Origin of the sequence: Aquamicrobium soli (assembly GCF_042646345.1) — a bacterium.
Classification (GTDB): Bacteria; Pseudomonadota; Alphaproteobacteria; order Rhizobiales; family Rhizobiaceae; genus Mesorhizobium; species Mesorhizobium soli_A.
In genome coordinates, this window is the sequence record NZ_JBHRTK010000001.1 from 101,810 (window position 1) to 121,340 (window position 19,531).

Genomic DNA, 19,531 nt, shown 5'->3' on the forward strand with positions numbered 1-19,531 from the left:
TCAGGCTTCGAGCCAGACCCGGCTGGCGATACGGCCGTTGGAAAGATCATTGCCGATGTCGGGCACAAAACCCTTTAGATGACTTGAACAGGCGTTGATGTAGTCGTTGAACACAGGCAGGATCAACCCGCCCTCGTCACGCACCATCAGCGCCATATCGCGGTAGAGCGCCCGCCGCTTGTTCTCATCGAGTTCGCCGCGCGCCTCGACCGCCATTTTGTCGAAATCGGGCCGCTTGAAGCGGGTGTCGTTCCACTCAGCACCTGAGACGTAGGAGGTGGAATAGCGCGCGTCCTGCGTCGGGCGCCCACCCCAATAGGAGGCGCAGAACGGCTTGACGTTCCACACTTCTGACCAATAGCCGTCGCTCGGCTCACGCTTCACGTCGATCTTGATGCCGGCTTTCTCGGCGCTTATCTGGAAAAGGAGGGCCGCGTCGACCGCACCGGGGAACGCCGCTTCGGAGGTCCGCAACAGGATCGGGTCCTGATGGCCCGACTTCTTGAAGTGGAACGCCGCCTTGTCAGGATCGTATTGGCGCTGCTCAATGTCGGTTGGCGCGAGCGCATAGTTGGCGTTGACCGGATAATCGTTGCCGAGGGTGCCGAAGCCGCCCAGCACTCGCTTGAGGATGGCTTCGCGGTCAACCGCGTACTTGAGCGCCAGGCGCAGATCGTTGTTGTCGAAGGGCGGCGTGTCGCAGTGCATCAGGAAGGAATAGAAACCCTTGCCCGAGGTGCGCAAGATTTCGATGCCCGCAACCCGCTTCAACAGCGGCACCACCTTGGGCTCAATAACGTTGATGAAATCGACCTGGCCGGAGCGCAGGGCGCTGGTGCGGGCGGTAAGGTCGTTCATCACGGTGATGAGGACGCTGTCGACATGGCCGCGGTCCTGCCGCCAGTCGTCCTTGTTCTTTTCGAATTCGGCGCGGACGCCCGGTTCGAATGCAACCAGCTTGTAGGGCCCGGTGCCGATGGCTGCCGTCGGCTTGTCGACGCCGCCGCCGGGCTGGATCTGGAGGTGGTAATCTGTCAGCACCAGCGGCAGGTCGGCGTTAGCTTCCTTTAGCGTTACCACCATGTCGCCGGCCCGCTCGTCGATGCGATCGATGCCCGACAGCAGGCCGAGCGCGCCCGATTGCGATTTAGCGCCGGCATGGCGGCGTAGCGTTTCCACCGCGTCGGTGACGGTCAGCGGCTTGCCATCATGGAAATGGACGTCCTTGCGTATCTTGAAGGTCCACACCTTGGCGTCAGCCGATGGCGACCAGGATTCGGCCAGCGAAGGAAGCGCCTCGCCCGTCTTTGGATCGGATTCAACCAGCGTGTCGCCCCAGCAATGCGCGATCACGAAAGCGACGCTGGCCGACGCCAGCGCGGGGTCGAGCGTGTCGGCGGAAGCACCGCCTTCCAGCCCCATCCGTAACTGCCCTCCCCGCACCGGCGTCTGCGCCCTTGCTGTTGATACGAGCGGCCCGGCCGCAGCCGAAAGGCCGAGGACCGCGCCTGCCTGCAGCAGGCCGCGCCGCGATAATGTCAATGTCTTGCCAGACGCGCTCATGTGGGTTCCCTTTTATCGATGATGGAGCGTTTTTTCGATATTAGGCAGCCGCCACGGCAACGCAATTTCGCGGTTTGACGCGCATTTAAGCAGGTTTATGCTGCCCTAATGAAACACCCCTGCTCCACCTTCAGCAACAACCTGAAACTCGCCTGCAGCACACAGAAATCGGTGTCGGATCTCTGTCGGACGATTGGGCTCAACCGGCAGCAATTCAACCGTTACCTCAATGCGGGGTCCCTGCCCTCAGCGCACAACCTGATGCGGATTGCGACGGCGTTCGGCCTTAATCCGGTCGATTTCGATCTGCCCGAAAGCGCATTTCGCCGCAAGCTTGGTGAGCGGCGCCGGCCCGTTACCGGTGCGGGGCCGCTGGCCGATGCTTTTCCCGGCGATCTGAACGCGCTAGCCGATTATCTCGGCTTCTACCAGACATGGCACTTGTCGCTGTCCTGGCCAGGGCGGGTCGTCTGCTCCTGCTCGCATCTGCGGTCACGCGACGGGCAGGTCCTGGTCACCACGCTGGAACGTATCGAGGACGCGGAGAGCGGCATCCTGCAGCGTTCGCGCTATGTCGGCATGGCGGCCTATCGGCGCCGCTGCGTCTTCCTGACCGAACTGACCAGTGGGCAGGCACCAACCTTCGGGCAAACAATCCTGATGCCATTCGAAATCCACCAGCGCCGCTACCTGCGCGGCATCACCATGGGCGTGTCGTGGCGAAACAACAATTTGCCTTACGCCACCCGCACGATCTGGCACTATCTGGGGAACGCCACCGACCTGCGTATGCTTATCTCGCGCTGCGGCATCTATGCGCCGGGCAGCGCGGCCGTGCCCACGGCAGTTACATCCTTTCTGACCGAAGTCCCGCCGATCAACGCTGCGGTTATCCAACCCCGTAGATGAGGGCCTCTACCCACCCGCAATAGCCGGGAACTTCCAGCACGCCGCCAGTTCCCGATGGAAGCTGGGTGATGAGGATATGGCCCGGAATGCCGGCTACCGAAACCACACTGCCGCTCGGACTGGCGGGGCAGTTCTTACGGGAGACTGGCAGTGCCCCTAGTGTTCGGTTTCTGGCGGGGGCCTCAACCGACTAGCAATCTGGCGTTCGGCACGCTTTCGGTACTCTATGGCCGCTGCGTTGCACTCGCAGGCAGATGGCCCGTGTATTCGAAGTATAACCTTAGCGATCCTGGGTGGTATTCCGTGACGTGCGGAGAGCGAAACAACGTCGTCCCTGTTGATATTGCGATGCTCGACTCCCATCCATTTATCCCCCATTTTTGTAGTGGGTATGGTCGCATCCGTAATAAGTTTATGTCGTAAAAACCACATCTGTCCAGTGGGCCATCCTTCCTTAACATAGGGGAGTTGCGGCGGTTTCGGCGCCTCGCAGCGCGATAGTACCACGGGCTTTTATGCCTAGTCGCCCGTCGGTTCTGTTGCAAACTTTTCGGTAACCGGCCCTGCGGCATGAGACGTGCCTCATCATTGGAGCGCACACCATGTTCAAAGGCCGTCATTTCGAACCGTCGGTCATCCTGGTTTGTGTCCGGTGGTATCTGGCCTACAATCTCAGCCTGCGCGATCTGAAAGAAATGCTGGCGGAGCGCGGCGTCAGCATCGATCACTCCACCGTGCATCGCTAGGTCGTCCATTTTGCCCCGAGCTCGCCGAGCGCTTCAATCTGCGCAAGCGCAAGGTAACAGGAAAGTGGCATATGGACGAGACCTACATCAAGGTTCGCGGTCGATGGATGTATCTCTATCGGACTATCGACAGTGTCGGTGACACCGTCGAATTCTGGTTCAGCGAGCATCGCGATTTGCCTGCTGCCAAGCGCTTCCTGCGCAAGGCTTTGCAGGGTCACCATCGGCCTGAACGCATTGTCATCGACGGCAGCCAGACCAATCGGGAAGCGATCATCGCCTGCGATGCCGAGAACCGCTTGTTGGACCGATCACGGCGGGAATTGAAGGCAATTCGCATTCGCAGCAGCAAGTACTTGAACAACCGCATCGAGCAGGATCATCGGCGTATCAAGCGGCGAGTGCGACCAATGCTCGGCTTGAAGTCATTTTCTTCGGCAGCCCTGACCCTGGCGGGCATCGAAATGGTTCACATGATGCGCAAGCGACAAGGTCGTTTCGCCTTCAATCCAAGGCCAACGCTGAAGGAGCAATTCGAGATAATTGCCGCCTGAAATCCGTCTGGCAAAGCCACATTTTTGGCCGAACGAAAAATTTGCAACACAACCGGTTTTCCAAGCGGCCAAGTGCAGTGTCCCCTCAGTATCCCAAAGCTAAGCGTGCGAGGGGCTGATGGCTCAAACCCAAGTTACTATATAGCGGACAGGCTTTCCGGATGGGCAGGCGAAAGCTGAAACAAATTACCCCCCGTGAGTTACCCCAACTGCTGGGCGGACGCACCCCGCTTGCGTCGCTGATCCAGGCGCTTGCCGTTGCCGAACATTTGAACTTTCGCCATGCTGCCAAGGCGCTCGGCGTGGTGCAGTCCAGTGTCAGCGCGCGGGTACCCTGACGAGCAGGATGGGCGCGGCCTCATAGAGAGCCGCCCGTGCCATCGCGTCACCGCTCTTGGACACGCGCCCGGTCCAATCAACCTCGCCAGACTGGTAGGCGCGCGGCGTCAGCCCCAGATGCGCGCCTACCGATCTGGACCGCCGGAACCGCGAGGGCACGTCGATGGTAGGTCAGCGCCACGATGGGGCCAACCCCGGGAGCGGTCATCAACCGGCGGCACACCTCATCGTCACGAGCGAAGTCCATCGCCACCTTTTGCAGGTTGTTATATTCGACAGCCAGAGCACGCCTCGAGGTCAGCATCGGATTGAGTGCTCGCATCAGCATCGCGCGATCCCCGGCCAGTTCCAGAACGCGCGCCTCGAAGTTGCGCTTGGAGACCACGCCCATCTTCAGGCCGAAGCTGCGCAGCATGCCTCTGGTCGCCAGCTCGATATCCATCAGCTTGCGAACCAGCGTCTGCCTGGCCACCAGCAGGACGCGCAGCTCTTGCGCGGTCTGCGTCTGGCGATCCCGCGCGCATCGTTGCGGTCGGTCTTGTTCGGCATGGCCGACAGCGCAACCTTCGCATGCCGCGTCTCAATGCACACGACCCGTAGATCGGCTTCGGCCAGGCACGCATCCGGTCCAGCCAGTCGCGACATCGGTCAACACCATCGTCTGCACGAAGCTGCCCGACGACGATGTGCCCGAATGGTTCACTAAGTCGACGTCGACATAACCGAGCGCCGGATCGTTTTAGTTGCCGAAGGTGCGCACCGGCACCGATCGGCGAACCGCGGAACTCATTCCGGCACGTTCACGCTGGCCACCACACGCACCTCTGACAGCAAGCGATCCATCGTCGCTGCCAGGCGCTTCGAGCAGAGACGATCGGAAGCTTCCCATAAAGCCACCAGCGTCTCCCGAACCTCGGGACCGTACCAAGCAGCATATTGCCGAACGCACGCCGACGGGGCCTCACGATGGCGCAGCACCCGGATCGCATGCTTCCGGCAGCTCGATCGGTATCGTTCGACGATCACCTCAACCAGTTCCACCCGTGTCGCCATGCTGACCCGCCGCGCCATCCATCATTCCTGAACCAGGATGCCAAATGAACCTGCATCCAATCCGGGACAGCGATCTATCGGTAACATTCGACGTGAGGAATTAAGGGGGTCAGTTTATCATTTCGCCCGACAAATCAGATGGGATTTATCGTCCAGAGCGTCAATGACAGTTTCGAACAGCAGAATCCCTAGCCACCGTCGCGGAACGGTACTTCCATTATATGCACGGGCGGTTCCGTCCAAATGGGAACGCCGGTAAAGCTCTCGATAATTACCGCAAGCCCACGGTAGTGGTTTTAGGGATAGTTCGGCAAGATAGCAACCGACGCCTTTGCTCTCTTCAATTCCGTAAAATCGAGCAACCAAGCGGCGGCGCTTTCAGTAATATATATTTAACGGACCGCCGCGCCAGTTGCGGATAAAATATCGATAATCAGGCTTGATCATCGTTTTGTATGGCGAGCTTTGCTTCCGCAAGGAGCGCCCGATCGAATTCCTCTTCGGTCCAGCCTGCATCTTCAAAGAATTCCCATAATCCCGAGATTGCGTTTCCCATATGCATTGCACATTCATCATCCCTGTCGGGGTGGCCGAGAGGTAACGTCGGTTCCGGGATATCCACGATTACTCCATATGTTGGTGGCCCTATGGGTACGCTATAGGCGATTATCGGCCAGACACAAGCTTATTCCTTTGACTGAGCTGGGCTCGAGGGCCGCCGAGACAGCCAAAGTTTGCCCGCCCCCTATTCGACGTCTGGGATCGGCGCCGCCGCTGCCAACTTCCGATCTGTGAGCCGATTCATCAGCAAACGGCGTTTGCGGAAGTAATGGGGAGAACGCATTAGGCAAGAGCAAACGGGGTTTGCCAAGGCAACGATCAGGCACCGTCGTCCTTGCCGTCGCCGTCATCGGCCTTGAGGCGCCGCTTGGTCTGGAAGGCCCAGCCGTTGCGGTACTTGTCGACCAGCGCGTCCCAGGCGGTGTCCGAGGCCTGCCTGTCGAACCCCTGAATGACCAGATGCTCGACCACCTGCACCTGCAGACGGTAAATCTCCTCCTCGCGGCCGTGCTTGATGTTTTCGGTGATCGCCCAGTGCAGCAGGGTACGCGCAATGTCGTCGCGGGAGGGCTTGCGTTGCGCGCTTGCCTCGGCGCGCAGCGCCTGCTGCCGCTCGCGCTGCCTGTCCAGCCTCTGCCGCCGCGATTGAGCCATCCCCGTCCTCCAGCTGCCCGCCCCGGCCTTGCCCCGCGGCAAACGCCGTTTGACGATGTAACGGCACAATCGTAAACGGAATCGGTTATCCGACGTCCTGAATCGCCGATCCCCGGCCATGAATCGGATTACCGCAAATCGTTTAGACCTGGGATGCGTTACCAGGAACGCGAATCCGGTTGCTGGCAACTCGTCCACACGTACCGAAGCGCACCGCGTTTGCCTATGTAACGCCTTCAGGGAGTTCGGAATCGCGATGTCTCGCTTCTGAATCGCCACCACCGTGATCGGAATCGGATTAGCGCAAATCGATTCAGCCTGGACCAGGGTGTCTGGGACTTAAGGCAAGTCATCCCGATGCAGGCCTCCGTGGAAGGTCAGGGTACCCGCTGGACACCGATCTTCCGCGGCGGCAGCCCGAGCCTCGGGAACGCATGGCGCCGCCGCTGTGCCTCGATCGCCTCACCCTCCGGACGCCGGCTCGGCCATCATCCGTTCCCTCACCTCCTGCAGCACGGCAGCGAGGGCTGCCCCTTCGAGCGTGCCGTGTTGCATCAGGGCGTTGGCCAGGAGCCGGAGAGCGTCTTCGTTGCGGCGGACCAGCCTGCGGACTCGGACATAGGCCGCTTCGAGCCGGGCGTTGACCTGATCGGCCAGCAGGGGATTGTAGGCGAGCAGCGCGGACTGGTTTTCTGCCTGGCGGTAGAGCAGCGACCATGTTTCAGCAAAGCCGAGTTCGGTCTCCATGGCAAGCGCCAATGCGGTCGCCTTTCCCATGTCGCTCTCCGGCGATCCGCCCGCGCCTGCGGTGACGGAGCCCAAAAACTCTTCCTCGGCGGCGCGCCCGGCGAGGCTGACGGCAAGCAGGCCGTCGAAGAAGGCCTCCGTCTCGGCATCCATGGTTGGTGTCGTGCCCTCGGTATAGCCGCCTGCCGGACTGTCGATGCCGATGGAAGTGATATGCCCCAGACCAAGGACCAGCCTGGCGACAGCATGCCCAGCCTCATGGATAGCCACACGCCAGCGCAATGCCTGCGACCGCTGCGGCCGGGCGGCGGCCAACAGGTCGAAGACGTCGGAAAAGGCCAGCTGCCGATGAGCCCGCCGCGCCTTCTGACGCGCCTCGCGGACCAGCCGCTCGATATCGGCGCCGCTCATGCCGCGCGCTTTCATCGCCAGGGTGCGCAGGACAGCATCGCCAGTTGCTCCAATCGGACGGCCCTGCTCATTCGTCATTTCCATAAAGCCCTCCTGTTTGCATCCACGGTCATGCGCCAGGTCATGAATCGCCGATCGGGCTCTCGGCCGGGCGCCCGAGGCGGTACCAACGCGACAGCGTGCGCGCCCATGTCTGGTCGTCGGCAAGCAGGCAAAGGTCGGAGGTAACGATCGCTCGGCCATCACCTGGTAGCAGCGGGTGCCCGGCCGACAGCCCCGTGAGACACATGGCTGGCCTGCGGGCCATCGCCCAGCGCTCCAGGATCGGCGGATCGGCGGCGAGGCGCTCGGGCGACGCACCGGAGCGGATTTCCTTCATGTCGTCGACAAGGGCGATGAGGCGCGCCAGCTGATAGTCGAAGACGGCGCCCTGATCGGCCCTGCCGGAGTTGAATGTTACCATGAGGCTAGCCTCCTTATTCTGCGGGCGGGTCGCGGTGGGATGCGATTGCATCGGGGCCGTCGGCGGCTGTGGTATCGACCTTGGTGCCGGCATCGACAGCGACGTCCGGCGGACCCGCCTCCCGCTTCGGGGCGCTGGCGATGACGGCGTCCAGGTCATCTTTCAGGTGATGGCGCAGAATGCCGATCAGTGCCTCGGTGTCGGGGCGCTGAATGACGATGTGCTTCTCCAGCCTGCCGGAGCGCAGCAGCGCCTTATCGATCCTGTCGGGATTGTTGGTGGCGCCGATGACGACGACGCCGTCCGTCTGACTGGTCCCGTCGAGCAGCTCGAGCAGGCGGTTGACGATCTGATCCCAATAGGTCGTCCACTCGCCCGAGCTGCCGCGCGTATTGATGCCGTCGATCTCGTCGATGAACAAAATCGCGGGCTTCGTCGCCTCGGCCTCGGCAAAGGCGGCGTTCATGCGGATGAGCACGTCGCCCAGATAACCCGGCTCCATCCACGCCGCGACCGACGTCGCGATCAGCGGAACCTGGAGCGTGTTGCAGAGCGCCCTGGCGAATGTCGTCTTGCCCGTGCCGGGCGGCCCGGACAGAAGCAGTTTTGCGCTCATCTCCTCCCAACCAAGCTTTCCCGCGCGCCACAGCGCCAGGTCCTCTTTCAGCTCCAGGGCCCAGGCCCTTGCTTCGCCATAGCCCGACAGCGTCTCGACGCGGGGGACAAAGCGGTCGGTGTATGTCCCGATCGGCGCAGCCGGCTCGATCCTTTCGCTGCCCGATCCGGGAGCGCCGCGCCCGGGTTTCGACTTCGTGGCGGTCGTGCCGCCGGATTCCTTCTTGCCCGAGCTGTCGTTTTCCTCTTCGGCGGCCGATGCCTGCCGCATGCGGGCAAGGCCGTCCAGAATGGCGAGCGCCCGTTCCGCCGACGTACCCGGCCGGATCGCCAGCGCCAGGTCGGCCAGCGTCAACGACGGGACATGCTCATGTGTAACGCCGCCTTCCGGCGCCTCACCCAGCACCGCGCGCATGGTCTCGCGGATGATGGTCATGTCGAGCGGGCCGCAGACGAGATTGATGCGGGCTGCTTGTCGCAGCGGCCCGGGAAGGCGATCCTCGTCCTCCGAGACGCCAAGGATCGGATAGCGGCTTTGCGCCGCCAGCGAGACCTGCCTCGCGGTCCTCGCGTGGTCCTCGGGGGCCAGTTCCGATCCGGGCGAAGACGACTACGCGCCAGCGCGGGGCGGGAACACGAGAGAAGCGGAACTCGTGATCGCGCAGGAGCAAATCCCCTCTGCACACCGAGACCTTGCCGGGAAGGACGAGACCCCGTTCGAACAGCTCGATGAATGCCGCCTCGAAGCCCGCGACCCGTCCGGTGATCGTCATGATGGGGGCGGGAAGACGAAGCGCTTCCAGGATCTCGCCGAGCGGCGTCGCGCTCATGCCAAGCGAGCGCGCGAGAAGCAACTGGACGGCGACGTCCACCGCCCTCGGCGGTTCCGCCGATCGGCGCACGGCGCGCAGCAGGGAGACCGGGTCAAGCGATGAAGCTGCGTCGAGCTCCTGCCCGGCGCTGCCGCCAGCCTGATTTGCCGACCACCCTTCATCGAACAGGGAGACCGGATCATTGTCCTCAGCCAGGTCATCGTCGCGCAGAATCGATCCGGCACGGGCAAGCCGTTCGAGCATGCGCCCGATCCCGGCTGCCGACCTGCCCATAGCCAGCGGTCCAGGCGCGAAGCCGCGCACCTGGCAACCCGCTACGCGAAGGCGGCGTTCCGTCAAAAGTCGGGCGCCGGCCGCCTGTTCGATCGCATCGGCCTCGGCCCGTTGGGACAGGCGCCGCAGCAGATGTCCGGCAAGGCGCTGCTCGGTCATCGCGTCTTCCCCGCCGCGTCACTCTCCTCGTCGGCCTTGCGGGCGATGTCGAGCAGGCCGCTGGCTTCGAGCTGTTTCGCGACAACGACGCAGGTCGGATCGCCTTCCTCGACACGTTGCGCCAGAAGCTCGATCACCGCCGGGGGGATCGGCAGGCGGCGCGTCGTCGCGATGCGGGCATAGTGCATGACCAGCCCGATGGCGACGGCCGGATCCTCCATCGGCCGGGTCCGGCAACCGCAGGAAACGATCCGCCCCGCCATGGCGAGGTCCACGCATTCAGCGCTATGGCCGAGAAGGTCCAGCAAGGCTCGCGCCGGTCCTTTCGTATTCTGCGTGGGCGGCTTCCGCCACGCCAGGCGCGCGAACGGTCCTTCCGCTCCGGCATTGTCAGTGGCGTCGGGGGCCAGGGCGGGCGTCGACGTTGCCGCGATACTGGCGATGGCCTTGATCTTGTTGTGCTGCTTCATGGCAACAAAACTCCTTGCCGCCGGGTCGGGCGGTCTGAATGAGAGGGAATACGAACGATTACGCTGTGAGTGGCAGCGCCAGCGGCTCCGTCAGGGTCCGGCACGCGAGCGGGCAAAGCCAACCCGCACCCGCGTGGCCGGCTGCGGGAGCCTTGTCTTCGAGGGGTCAAGCTCGATCACCATCGGATCGACGTTTTCGCCCCGCCCGCTTTCGGCCTCGTCCGGGCAGGTTTTTCCGCCATCAGCCTCGGCATGATGCCTGGGACGGTGCGCCAGTTCGGTCCGCGCAAGCGCCTCGCGGCACTGACGCTCGAGTTCCTCGCGCACCCGCACCGCGAACATTGACCTGAGATGGCAGAGCGCTGCACCAGCTCCCGCGATCTCCAGCAGGTCACCGATCCCGGCAAGGCCGAACAGGCCCCGATCGGGATCGCAGGCCTCGTCGGCCCCGTCGATGATGGCGATACCGACCTCCGAGACGGGCGGCGCCTTGCATTCGACATAGAGCCAGTCCGCCCCGATCAGCGCCACCGCCATCATCCGCTGGCGCAGCGCATCGAGCCGCCGCTCCTGGTAGGAGGCGATCGAGCGCTTGATGTCCATAATGAGTGCCCAATGGTGCTTGCGGTTCACCACCACCAGGTCCGGCGTATAGGTGGCGCGGTAATGGACATCCGAGCGCAACCGGATGCCTTCGAGCGAGGACCACTCGTTGCGTTCGAGGAAGGCCAGTGCCGCGGGCACGATCGGCATCGGCCGGTCCTGCGGCATCACCATGAGATCGGGATTGCAGGCGGCGATGCGCACGATGCCCGCCTCCAGCAGCTTGCCCTCGTGATAGGAGACCGAACGCGCCATGGAGATGAACGCGGCGAACTCGCCGAACACGGCGTCGGGCTTCGGATCGCCGGCAAGGATCGCGCCGATGGCCTTGTCGACCAGACGGGCAAAATCCTCTTCGAGATCGGCGATGACGGCCTCATGCGCATAGGCGGCAGCTGGTGATGCCGGCGGAATGGAATGAGTGGACATGGATACTCCCCTAAACAACGGCACGATCGGCCACCGGGGCGGCGCCTCGGGAATGAACGGGGAGAACCCGCCATCGCCGTCTGCGTCGACGCCGTTCGGTTTCGCACGGCCTCAGGCCGTCGCGCTGCCAGTCGTCTCGATAATGATGATGATGATGATACGGGTCAGCCGACCACGGCGACCGCGGAGACCGTCGGTCCTGCCTGTCCGGGCGCCGACATTCCGCCCGGCTTCTCGCCGCCGGGATGCGTCATCGATCCGGGAATAAAAGAACCTTCCCCGAGGGGAACGAACGCGATAGTGCTCGCCATAGCCCAATACCTCTCAATCAGGTTGCGGGTCAGGCCTTCGTCCGGTGTTGGTAGCACCGGCGGAGGCCGCCATTCCCGGCCGGATGGCGACGGGAACAGGGATGGCATACAGGGATCCGGATCGAATCTGAGCCCGTAAAATGCCGGGACGGCAAAATCAGCGATCGCATGGTTAACGCCGGGCTCGCGCCATCGACCGGGTTTGTTCCCTCGACAGGCGGTGAGACGCATCGGCGATGCGTTCCCACCGCTACCGGAGATCATCAGAGCACCGGGGCAAGGGAACGCAGCCGCGCCTCCAGTCCGTCGAGCTCGCATTCGGCAAGCTCGACCTCGGCGTCGAACCGGGCCAACGCCCGCCACAACGCATGAGGGCTTGCCGCATGGGCCGGGTTCTTCAGCTCGCTCCAGGCAGTATACAAACGCCGCACAAAGCCAAGCTCCGGTCCCGGCTTGAACCCGAACTCATCGTCCAGCTCGAACAGCCGCTCGATCGCCGCACGGAACCGCGCATGCAGGTCCCCAAACCGCGACGCATCCTCATAAATATCTGTTGAACGCACCATTCCCTCCTCACCGAATAGCAGCAGTCCGACCATCAGACCGCCTGCGACAAGGATGGGCGCAGGCCTTGCAAGCGACAAAAACCGGATCGTGTCGCGATGCAGGCCTGATCAATGATGGATTATGGTGACCCGGAGAACGCCTTGAAGGCGATCTCCAAAGCAAAGCCCCGCATCTCGCGGGGCTTCTGCAGCTTCGTCACCGGCCAGGAATTTTTATACGGCCTTCGATTTTGAACGGGGTCGCGCCCGGGTCTTTGGAGGTTTCCGGTTTGCGGCAGCACGGGACGCCCGGCCAGGCTTTGGCCAGGGAAGCCACGATACGCGCACCAGCTCATCGTCGTAGCGGACCGAGCCATCGGCAAAGACAACGCCGACACCCGCAAAGCCGGTGCCCGCGACGTTGAACGCGTGGTCGCATGCGCAAACGGATGAGGTAGTCTCGAACACCACCTCGTTCGCGACATTGAGCACGTGGTATCCAGCCACGATCTCCGACAGCGCTTTCCCGGGATCGGCCTTCCGGAAAGCGGCAAGACACAGCATCCTGCGGGCCCTTGCCAAGGCAGCCGGATCCCGTTCGCCATCGTCACCGCGCGGCCAGACCAGATCGTGGGAGCAACTGTCCAGATTGTCGTCAAGCGCGTCCTGGATATCGGCTTTCGAATCTGTCGACTGCTTCCCCCATGCAATGGTATCGACAAGATCTTCGATTGCGGCGTCTACACGCTTTGCCGGGATGCGGACAGCGGTGGTTTCGCTGACACGCCCCACAAGGTCGCCGTCACAAAGCCAGAGTTTTCCGTATCTGAACCCGCGTTTCCAGCCGGAGCCGCCCAGACGGATCTCAAACGTCTCGTTTTCCGGCACCGTCTCCAACGGCACATCGAGAAAGCTCAGATCACACTCGACCGCTTCGTTCTTCATCGCCTGCTCACATTCTTCGCAGAACCTGCTCCAGGCCCCGCCTCGTTGCAGAAGGCCACGTCAGCGCCTTCTCCAGCAGTTCCGGCAGCGGGCTGCCTCTTAGTCCGGCGTTTCGAAGAACCGTCGCCTTCTGTTCGGCGCTCAAGTAGTACGGCTTCAGGTCTGAAGGATCGCGCGGCTTTTCCAAGACTTGCCACAAGGAAGACCCTTTCGCGTCGTTGGGGCACGCCGAAATATTGAGCGTCGAGGACCGCCAGGCAATCTTGGCGTTGGGCCCAGACACCATACCTGCGTTCGTCCACCTTTTCCCTGGCGCAGGAATTTCACCGCCTTGCTTTTCGGCAAGCGCTCCCAGCAAGCAGCCGAACCCGTTGCCTTTCCTGGCATCCAAAACCCCCTTCACATTTTCCCATACGACGTATTTCAGCCCGTTCAGCTTCTGCATCCGGTAGGCGAGCTCGACAAACTGAAGCGTCAAATTACCCCGGTAGTCGTCCAGGCCAAGTCGCTTGCCTGCGATGCTGAAAGCCTGGCACGGCGATCCTCCCTCAAGAATGTCCACCGGACCAAGAGCAAGAAGGTCATCGTCCGTGATCTGAGACAAGTCGCCGAAATTCGGGACGCGCCCTCGGGGCCAGGCCTTGACCCGATTGTTTTTCCGCGCCGTCTCGTCGCGCCTCATCATCTCATCCGCGGCTGGCTGGCGCTGACCCCACCCCTCCAGGACCATCTCGGCAAACAAGTCCGGAAAATCAAATTCCGGGTCATTCCAATCGCGACCCGCAAATGCTGCCTGCCATTCCGTGAGAATTTCAGGCGTCGCATAATCGGCGAAAACCTCCCGGCAGACGGCCTCCATAATCGTCCTGTAATCGGGCAGGTATCGCGGCTTCGTCGCCCCGCATCGCTCGGAAAGAACCAGGCTCTGGAATGCCTCGGGCTCGCAGTAGCCCACAAACTCGAAGCCAAGCCTCTTCCACGCCGCTGTCGCAGCGGAAATGCCGCTAAAGGTAGAAAAAACCCGCATATGATCCCCCCCTCAGAAGGTCATACCGGGTCCCTTCCTGCCGAAGTATTAAAGGCTAGGCGATTTTTGTAACGTGCCCGTCACAGAGCTTAAGCGAAAGCGTCAGCCATCCGCCCGATCGGCGAACAAGATTTTCCTGACCTCCCCTCTGCCCTCTCCCGCCGCCACCTTCATTCTCATTGAATGCCGACATATTGACGTTATATTGCGTCTATGAACGCGTCATCAAGACGACAGGAGGCTAAAAGGATGGGCTTGGTACAATATTGCGACAACGGTTTCTTCGCGCCGCGTAAAATCGCTGACGCGTTTCGAACCACGAGCGAGGAGGTCGCTCGAACGGCAGGGCTCGGCAAGGACGCCGTTCAGCGCAAGGACCGCGTTCGATCGGACAAGACCCAACGCAGACTGCGTGAGGTGGTCGAGGTGATCAACAAGGTCGAGCCGCGTTTCGGCTCCACCTTGATGGCGTACGCTTGGTACCGGTCCGAACCGTTGCCCGGATTTTCTGGCCAGACGGCGATGCAACTCGTCCGCAGCGGGCGGACAGACGATGTGCTCGACTATGTCGACGCGATCGACGCCGGCATCCACGCCTGACGCGGCAGATGCTTTTTCGCGGCAAACTCTATCGAGCGCTGAACCCTGTTTACGCACGCGAACCGCTGTCAGGCCGAGGGGCTCAGCTTTATGGCGGACGCTTTAATCCGAAAGGCGTGCCCGCACTCTACGCATCATTGTCGGTGATGACGGCGCTGAGGGAAGCCAACCAGGTTGGCAACCTTCAGCCGACCACGCTCGTCTCTTACGACGCGGATATCGATGACATATTCGACTGCCGGGACGGAATGGCTCTCCAAGCGGAGGGCATGGATGACGCTGCGCTCGCCAGCGGCACATGGCGCGACCAGATGAAAGCGACCGGAGAAGCAAGAACGCAGGCGTTTGCTCGTAAGCTGATCGCCAGCGGCTATCGGGGCCTACTGGTGAGGAGTTTTGCGTCGGGCGCTAACGAGATCGATCTCAATCTCGTGCTTTGGACATGGAGTGATGCACCACCCTCACGCCTCATTCTGATCGATGACGAGAACCGGTTGCAACAGACGTGACCATGATTCTCGGTGTCCAGGTGGATCGTCGTGCGACCGACACCTTGTCGCTCTCCAGGACAGGGAAAGGCCGCACACGGACCGGTCACCGACCGCTTCCTGTGACTGGCGCAACCCGCGGAAATCCTGTGGGCGCACAGCTGCCGAGGCCTTCACCTCGATGCCGATGATCCGACCACACCTGATCTTTGGTGCGATAGTGGGAGAGCGACACGCGGCGCTCCTACCACGAGGCGAGTTTCAGCAGCTCCGAGACGACGAAGCTTTCCAGCACCGCGCCGAACCTGGACTGGCCCTGCCGCAAAGCCTGCTCCTCATTTTCGCGCAAGGCGGCAACAAGACCACTGTCGAGGAAATGCAGCTTCGGCGTTGATCAGGCGGCTAAGCCGGTTGCTCGACCACGGCGCCAATGTTCTGATCAGAAGAAGCCGCTCGAAGAGCGCGACATATTTCTGCGCGGTTATCAAAGGTCGATACTGCTCACTTACGGGTACAGCTTCGGCGTCCTAAAAACTGTCTGTGATCTGAACCCCGAAGACTGGACCGTTCAGAATTGGAGTTTTCCGCTGTAATTTCCTGGCTGGGAGAGGAGCGGAAGACGATGAAGGCATCGAAGTTTTCGGACGCCCAGAAGGCGTTCATTCTGAAGCAGGGGGCGGACGGGATTCCGGTGTCGGAGATCTGTCGCCGTGCCGGGATCAGCCATGCAACCTACTTCAACTGGAAAAAGAAATATGACGGGCTTCTGCCGACAGAGATGAAGCGGCTGAAGCAGCTTGAGGATGGGAACGGCAGGCTCAGGAAGCTGGTCGCCGACCTGTCGCTGGATAAGGAGATGCTGCAGGACGTTATCCGCCGAAAACTGTGAAGCCTGGTCGCAAACGCGAGCTGGTGGCGCAGACGTGTGGTGAGTGGAACGTGTCGATCCGGCGAGCCTGTCGGGTTCTGGAGTTCCACACCTCGACCTTTCATTACAAGTCCCGTCGCCGCGATCTGGCCGGCATCGAAGCTCGGATCAAAGACATCTGTGCAACGCGGGTTCCGTATGGCTACCGGCGCGTGCACGTGATGCTCACGCGCGAGGGCTGGGACATTAACGTGAAGCGGACCTATAGGATTTACAGGGGCTTAGGCCTTCAACTGCGAAACAAGACACCGAAAAGGCGCGTGAGGGCGAGCTGCGAGACGATCGCCAGCCCGCTGTCGAGCCCAACGACGTGTGGGTGTTGATTGCCACTGAGAACTGACCCGGCATTTCCACCGAGAATTGACCCGTTTATTAGATGTCGTTCGGGTCGGTGGTTGCGGTCAAGCTCTTCCTTTTCTCCTTCGTCATTTTGGGCTCATGAGCCGAACTATTCTTGAAGCGGAAGCTGTCGTTTCCGGTTTCAAGGATGTGGCAATGGTGGGTCAAGCGGTCGAGCAGCGCGGTTGTCATCTTGGGGTCGCCAAAGACGCTGGCCCATTCGCTGAAGCTCAGGTTGGTCGTGATGATGACGCTAGTATGCTCGTAGAGCTTGCTCAACAGATGGAAGAGCAGCGCCCCGCCTGAAGCGCTGAACGGCAGGTAGCCAAGTTCATCGAGGATGACGAGATCGGAATGCGCCAGGCGGTTGGCGATCTGGCCAGACCGTCCTATCGCCTTCTCCTGTTCGAGCGCGTTGACAAGCTCCACGGTCGAGAAGAACCGAACCCGCTTGTGATGATGTTCGATGGCTTGGACACCGATCGCCGTGGCGATATGCGTCTTGCCCGTGCCGGGACCGCCGACCAGAACGATGTTGTTGGCGTCATCGAGGAAGTCGCAGCGATGAAGCTGACGCACCAGCGCCTCGTTGATCTCGCTGCTGGTGAAGTCGAAGCCGTTCAGGTCACGATAGGCTGGAAAGCGTGCCGTCTTGAGCTGGTAGGCGGTCGATCGAACTTCACGTTCCGCAGTCTCGGCCTTGAGAAGCTGTGACAGGATCGGGATTGCCGCCTCGAACGCCGGCGATCCTTGCTCCGTGAGCTCGCCAACGGCCTGGGCCATGCCGTGCATCTTCAGTTGCCGCAACATGATGACGATAGCGCCGCTTGCCGGATTATGACGCATGGCGAGCCTCCGTCTTTCTCAGCGCATCGTAGCGTTCGACATTGGCCTTGGGCTCGTTGATGAGCGTCAGGGCCTGAGGCGCGTCGATGGTGGGCGGTGTGAAGGATTTGCCGTCGACGAGGCGATGCAGCAGGTTCAGCACGTGGGTCTTCGTGGGGACGCCGGACTTCAGCGCCATGTCCACGGCCGAGAGCACAGCCTGTTCATCGTGCTGGAGAACGAGGGCCAGGATATCGACCATCTCGCGGTCACCACCCGGCTTCTTCAGGAGGTATTGCTGCAAGGCTCGGAACGCATCGGGCAGTTCGGCAAAGGGTGCACCATTGCGAAGAGCGCCCGGCTTGCGTTGCACGACCGCCAGATAATGCCGCCAGTCGTAGATTGTCTGTCCCGGTCGATCATGAGAGCGATCGATGACACGGCGGTGCTCACAGACGATCTGGCCCTCCGCGGCGACAACGACACGATCCGGGTAGACGCGAAGGCTTACCGGTCGATTGGCGAAGGATGCCGGAACGCTGTAGCGGTTGCGCTCCAGATGAACGAGGCAGGTCGGCGTGACGCGCTTGGTATACTCGACGAAGCCATCGAACGGCCGGGAGACAGGCATCAATGCCAAAGCCTCCTCAGCCCAGATGTCGGCGATGGTGCCGCGCATCTGTCCGTGCGGGGTATTCGCCCACAATTCCTTGCAGCGCTGCTCCAGCCAGTCGTTCAACGCTTCCAGCGACGGAAAGCGCGGCGTGGGCTGCCAGAGACGATGACGGGCATCCTGAACGTTCTTCTCGACCTGTCCCTTCTCCCAGCCGGAGGCAGGATTGCAGAACTCGGGTTCGAACACATAGTGGCTGGCCATCGCCATGAAGCGCACGTTGACGTCGCGATCCTTCCCGCGACCAACCTTGTCGATCGCCGTGCGCATATTGTCGTAGATGCCGCGGCCAGGAATGCCGCCAAAGACGCGGAAGGCATGGTTGTGGGCATCGAACAGCATCTCGTGCGTCTGGAGGAGATAGGCTCTCACGATGAAGGCGCGGCTGTAGCTCAGCTTCGTATGCGCGACCTGCAGCTTGGTGCGCTCATTGCCGATGATGGCCCAGTCCTCCGACCAATCGAATTGGAACGCTTCGCCCGGTTCGAAGGCCAGAGGCACAAACGTGCCGCGTCCTGTGGTCTGAAGTTCCCTTTGCCTGTCGGCCTTCCACTCTCGGGCAAATGCCGCCACCCGATTATAAGAGCCCTCATAACCGAGGCCAACTAGCGCTCGTGGACAAAGGTTGACTGGGGAATCGGGTTTTGATTCAAGGCTTCCATTTGGAGGCAGCCTTGGGCGAACGGATTGGTCTGACGGACGATGAATGGGCGGTGATCGGTCCGCTTCTTCCCGCCGAGCAAGGACGCGGATGCCGCCCAGCCCAGGACAATCGGCGCTATTTCGAAGGCATGATGTGGATGGCGCGCACGGGAGCGCAATGGCGACACCTGCCAGATGAATACGGCAAATGGAACAGCGTCTTCCGCCGATATCGACGCTGGGTCGAAACCGGCGTGTTCGAAGCCATGCTCGAAACTCTGGCTGAATTGGTCGAGCGGGATCGAAGCGCCGACATGATCGACAGCACCATTGTCCGGGCACATCATTGTGCGGTCGGCATAAAAAGGGGACTCAGGAGACCGAGGCGCTTGGTCGATCGCGCGGCGGCTTCACCTCCAAGCTCCATGCCCGCTGCGATGCGAAAGGCCGTCCGCTCGGCTTCATCCTGACCCCCGGACAGACGCATGACACACAAGGCTTTGCGCCCTTGTTCCGGATGATCTCCAATCGGATCGAGGCTTTCCTCGCCGACAAAGGTTACGACGCCGATGCCATTCGCGACGAAATCGCCAGCGCCAGGGTCGAGGCCGTCATCCCCTCAAAAAGCAACAGGCGCGAGCTGATCCCACACGACAAAGCCAAGTACAAATGGCGCAACCAAATCGAGCGGCTCTTCAATAAGCTCAAGAACTGGCGGCGCGTTGCAACCCGCTATGACAAAACCAAGGAATCCTGCTTCGTCGCCATCGCCGCAGTCAAACTATGGATACCTTTTGTCCACGAGCGCTAGATCGGCATGCAGTTG

21 protein-coding genes and 5 pseudogenes are annotated in these 19,531 nt (G+C 61.6%); 7 read left to right on the forward strand and 19 right to left on the reverse strand.

From position 1 onward, the window contains the following. Window positions 1-1,563: an ABC transporter substrate-binding protein gene (locus tag ACFOHJ_RS00525; protein ID WP_378217421.1), complete on the reverse strand. Its 1,563-nt coding sequence runs from the start codon at window positions 1,561-1,563 to the stop codon at window positions 1-3. A gap of 108 nt (window positions 1,564-1,671) precedes the next feature. Between ACFOHJ_RS00525 and ACFOHJ_RS00530 the strand changes: the two genes are divergently transcribed. The 3 genes and pseudogenes from ACFOHJ_RS00530 to ACFOHJ_RS00540 all read left to right on the forward strand — a co-directional run. After that, a complete protein-coding gene (locus tag ACFOHJ_RS00530) occupies window positions 1,672-2,472 on the forward strand; it encodes a helix-turn-helix domain-containing protein (protein WP_378217424.1) in 801 nt (266 codons plus the stop codon). Between the two features lie 602 nt (window positions 2,473-3,074). Further along, window positions 3,075-3,772 (forward strand): annotated as a pseudogene (locus ACFOHJ_RS00535) (IS6 family transposase). Window positions 3,773-3,933: 161 nt separating this feature from the next. Then, window positions 3,934-4,104, forward strand: a pseudogene (locus ACFOHJ_RS00540) (helix-turn-helix domain-containing protein); the annotation flags it as partial. On the opposite strand, the gene ACFOHJ_RS00545 reads toward ACFOHJ_RS00540, so the two are convergent. The 15 genes and pseudogenes from ACFOHJ_RS00545 to ACFOHJ_RS00615 form a co-directional block, all read right to left on the reverse strand. Continuing rightward, the gene (locus tag ACFOHJ_RS00545) at window positions 4,091-4,270 is read right to left on the reverse strand and encodes a transposase (RefSeq protein WP_378217427.1); all 180 of its coding nucleotides are present in this window, start codon (window positions 4,268-4,270) and stop codon (window positions 4,091-4,093) included. The pseudogene ACFOHJ_RS00540 and the gene ACFOHJ_RS00545 sit on opposite strands and share 14 nt — an antisense overlap. Continuing rightward, window positions 4,188-4,583, reverse strand: coding sequence for a hypothetical protein (locus ACFOHJ_RS00550; protein ID WP_378218087.1), 396 nt, complete (start codon window positions 4,581-4,583; stop codon window positions 4,188-4,190). Before ACFOHJ_RS00550 ends, ACFOHJ_RS00545 begins: the two co-directional genes overlap by 83 nt. Window positions 4,584-4,897: 314 nt before the next feature. Continuing rightward, the gene (locus tag ACFOHJ_RS00555) at window positions 4,898-5,182 is read right to left on the reverse strand and encodes a hypothetical protein (protein ID WP_378217429.1); all 285 of its coding nucleotides are present in this window, start codon (window positions 5,180-5,182) and stop codon (window positions 4,898-4,900) included. A 415-nt stretch (window positions 5,183-5,597) separates the two neighbouring features. Beyond that, window positions 5,598-5,786: a hypothetical protein gene (locus ACFOHJ_RS00560; protein WP_378217431.1), complete on the reverse strand. Its 189-nt coding sequence runs from the start codon at window positions 5,784-5,786 to the stop codon at window positions 5,598-5,600. Between the two features lie 257 nt (window positions 5,787-6,043). Next, on the reverse strand, window positions 6,044-6,379 hold the full coding sequence (locus tag ACFOHJ_RS00565) for a hypothetical protein (protein WP_378217433.1): 336 nt from the start codon (window positions 6,377-6,379) through the stop codon (window positions 6,044-6,046). A 462-nt stretch (window positions 6,380-6,841) separates the two neighbouring features. Next, window positions 6,842-7,621, reverse strand: a complete 780-nt coding sequence (locus ACFOHJ_RS00570; RefSeq protein ID WP_378217435.1) for an ATP-dependent Zn protease — start codon at window positions 7,619-7,621, stop codon at window positions 6,842-6,844. Window positions 7,622-7,658: 37 nt separating this feature from the next. Further along, window positions 7,659-8,000 carry a DUF6634 family protein gene (locus ACFOHJ_RS00575; protein WP_378217437.1) on the reverse strand — a complete coding sequence of 114 codons (342 nt, stop codon included), beginning with the start codon at window positions 7,998-8,000 and terminating at the stop codon, window positions 7,659-7,661. 13 nt (window positions 8,001-8,013) lie between these two features. Continuing rightward, entirely contained in the window at window positions 8,014-9,051 is a 1,038-nt protein-coding gene (locus ACFOHJ_RS00580; RefSeq protein WP_378217440.1) for an ATP-binding protein, read from the reverse strand. Next, window positions 9,011-9,880 (reverse strand): hypothetical protein, encoded by an 870-nt coding sequence (locus tag ACFOHJ_RS00585; RefSeq protein ID WP_378217442.1) that lies wholly within the window; start codon window positions 9,878-9,880, stop codon window positions 9,011-9,013. The genes ACFOHJ_RS00580 and ACFOHJ_RS00585 overlap by 41 nt, the downstream gene beginning before the upstream one ends. Next, window positions 9,877-10,350, reverse strand: a complete 474-nt coding sequence (locus ACFOHJ_RS00590) for a hypothetical protein (RefSeq protein ID WP_378217444.1) — start codon at window positions 10,348-10,350, stop codon at window positions 9,877-9,879. The genes ACFOHJ_RS00585 and ACFOHJ_RS00590 overlap by 4 nt, the downstream gene beginning before the upstream one ends. A gap of 90 nt (window positions 10,351-10,440) precedes the next feature. After that, entirely contained in the window at window positions 10,441-11,382 is a 942-nt protein-coding gene (locus ACFOHJ_RS00595) for a hypothetical protein (protein ID WP_378217446.1), read from the reverse strand. Between the two features lie 574 nt (window positions 11,383-11,956). Then, window positions 11,957-12,292 (reverse strand): hypothetical protein, encoded by a 336-nt coding sequence (locus ACFOHJ_RS00600; RefSeq protein ID WP_378217448.1) that lies wholly within the window; start codon window positions 12,290-12,292, stop codon window positions 11,957-11,959. Window positions 12,293-12,472: 180 nt separating this feature from the next. Continuing rightward, window positions 12,473-13,183: a hypothetical protein gene (locus ACFOHJ_RS00605; protein ID WP_378217450.1), complete on the reverse strand. Its 711-nt coding sequence runs from the start codon at window positions 13,181-13,183 to the stop codon at window positions 12,473-12,475. Continuing rightward, window positions 13,180-13,485, reverse strand: a complete 306-nt coding sequence (locus tag ACFOHJ_RS00610) for a DNA cytosine methyltransferase (RefSeq protein WP_378218030.1) — start codon at window positions 13,483-13,485, stop codon at window positions 13,180-13,182. The genes ACFOHJ_RS00605 and ACFOHJ_RS00610 overlap by 4 nt, the downstream gene beginning before the upstream one ends. A gap of 62 nt (window positions 13,486-13,547) precedes the next feature. Beyond that, window positions 13,548-14,210 (reverse strand): annotated as a pseudogene (locus ACFOHJ_RS00615) (DNA cytosine methyltransferase); the annotation flags it as partial. Window positions 14,211-14,459: 249 nt separating this feature from the next. Here ACFOHJ_RS00615 and ACFOHJ_RS00620 point away from each other — a divergent pair. Further along, window positions 14,460-14,810 (forward strand): MbcA/ParS/Xre antitoxin family protein, encoded by a 351-nt coding sequence (locus ACFOHJ_RS00620; protein WP_378217452.1) that lies wholly within the window; start codon window positions 14,460-14,462, stop codon window positions 14,808-14,810. 8 nt (window positions 14,811-14,818) lie between these two features. Further along, window positions 14,819-15,319, forward strand: coding sequence for an RES family NAD+ phosphorylase (locus tag ACFOHJ_RS00625; RefSeq protein WP_378217454.1), 501 nt, complete (start codon window positions 14,819-14,821; stop codon window positions 15,317-15,319). A gap of 223 nt (window positions 15,320-15,542) precedes the next feature. Here ACFOHJ_RS00625 and ACFOHJ_RS00630 read toward each other — a convergent pair whose 3' ends face one another. Next, window positions 15,543-15,647: a hypothetical protein gene (locus ACFOHJ_RS00630; RefSeq protein ID WP_378217456.1), complete on the reverse strand. Its 105-nt coding sequence runs from the start codon at window positions 15,645-15,647 to the stop codon at window positions 15,543-15,545. Between the two features lie 273 nt (window positions 15,648-15,920). On the opposite strand from ACFOHJ_RS00630, the pseudogene ACFOHJ_RS00635 reads away from it, so the two are divergent. Continuing rightward, a pseudogene (locus ACFOHJ_RS00635) lies at window positions 15,921-16,548 on the forward strand (transposase); the annotation flags it as partial. A gap of 50 nt (window positions 16,549-16,598) precedes the next feature. Here ACFOHJ_RS00635 and istB read toward each other — a convergent pair. Both istB and istA read right to left on the reverse strand, forming a co-directional pair. Beyond that, window positions 16,599-17,411 carry an IS21-like element helper ATPase IstB gene (gene istB, locus ACFOHJ_RS00640; RefSeq protein WP_378217458.1) on the reverse strand — a complete coding sequence of 271 codons (813 nt, stop codon included), beginning with the start codon at window positions 17,409-17,411 and terminating at the stop codon, window positions 16,599-16,601. After that, window positions 17,401-18,885: an IS21 family transposase gene (gene istA, locus ACFOHJ_RS00645; RefSeq protein WP_449224158.1), complete on the reverse strand. Its 1,485-nt coding sequence runs from the start codon at window positions 18,883-18,885 to the stop codon at window positions 17,401-17,403. Before istA ends, istB begins: the two co-directional genes overlap by 11 nt. On the opposite strand from istA, the pseudogene ACFOHJ_RS00650 reads away from it, so the two are divergent. Continuing rightward, window positions 18,777-19,516 (forward strand): annotated as a pseudogene (locus ACFOHJ_RS00650) (IS5 family transposase). The gene istA and the pseudogene ACFOHJ_RS00650 overlap by 109 nt on opposite strands. Window positions 19,517-19,531 lie beyond the last annotated feature (15 nt).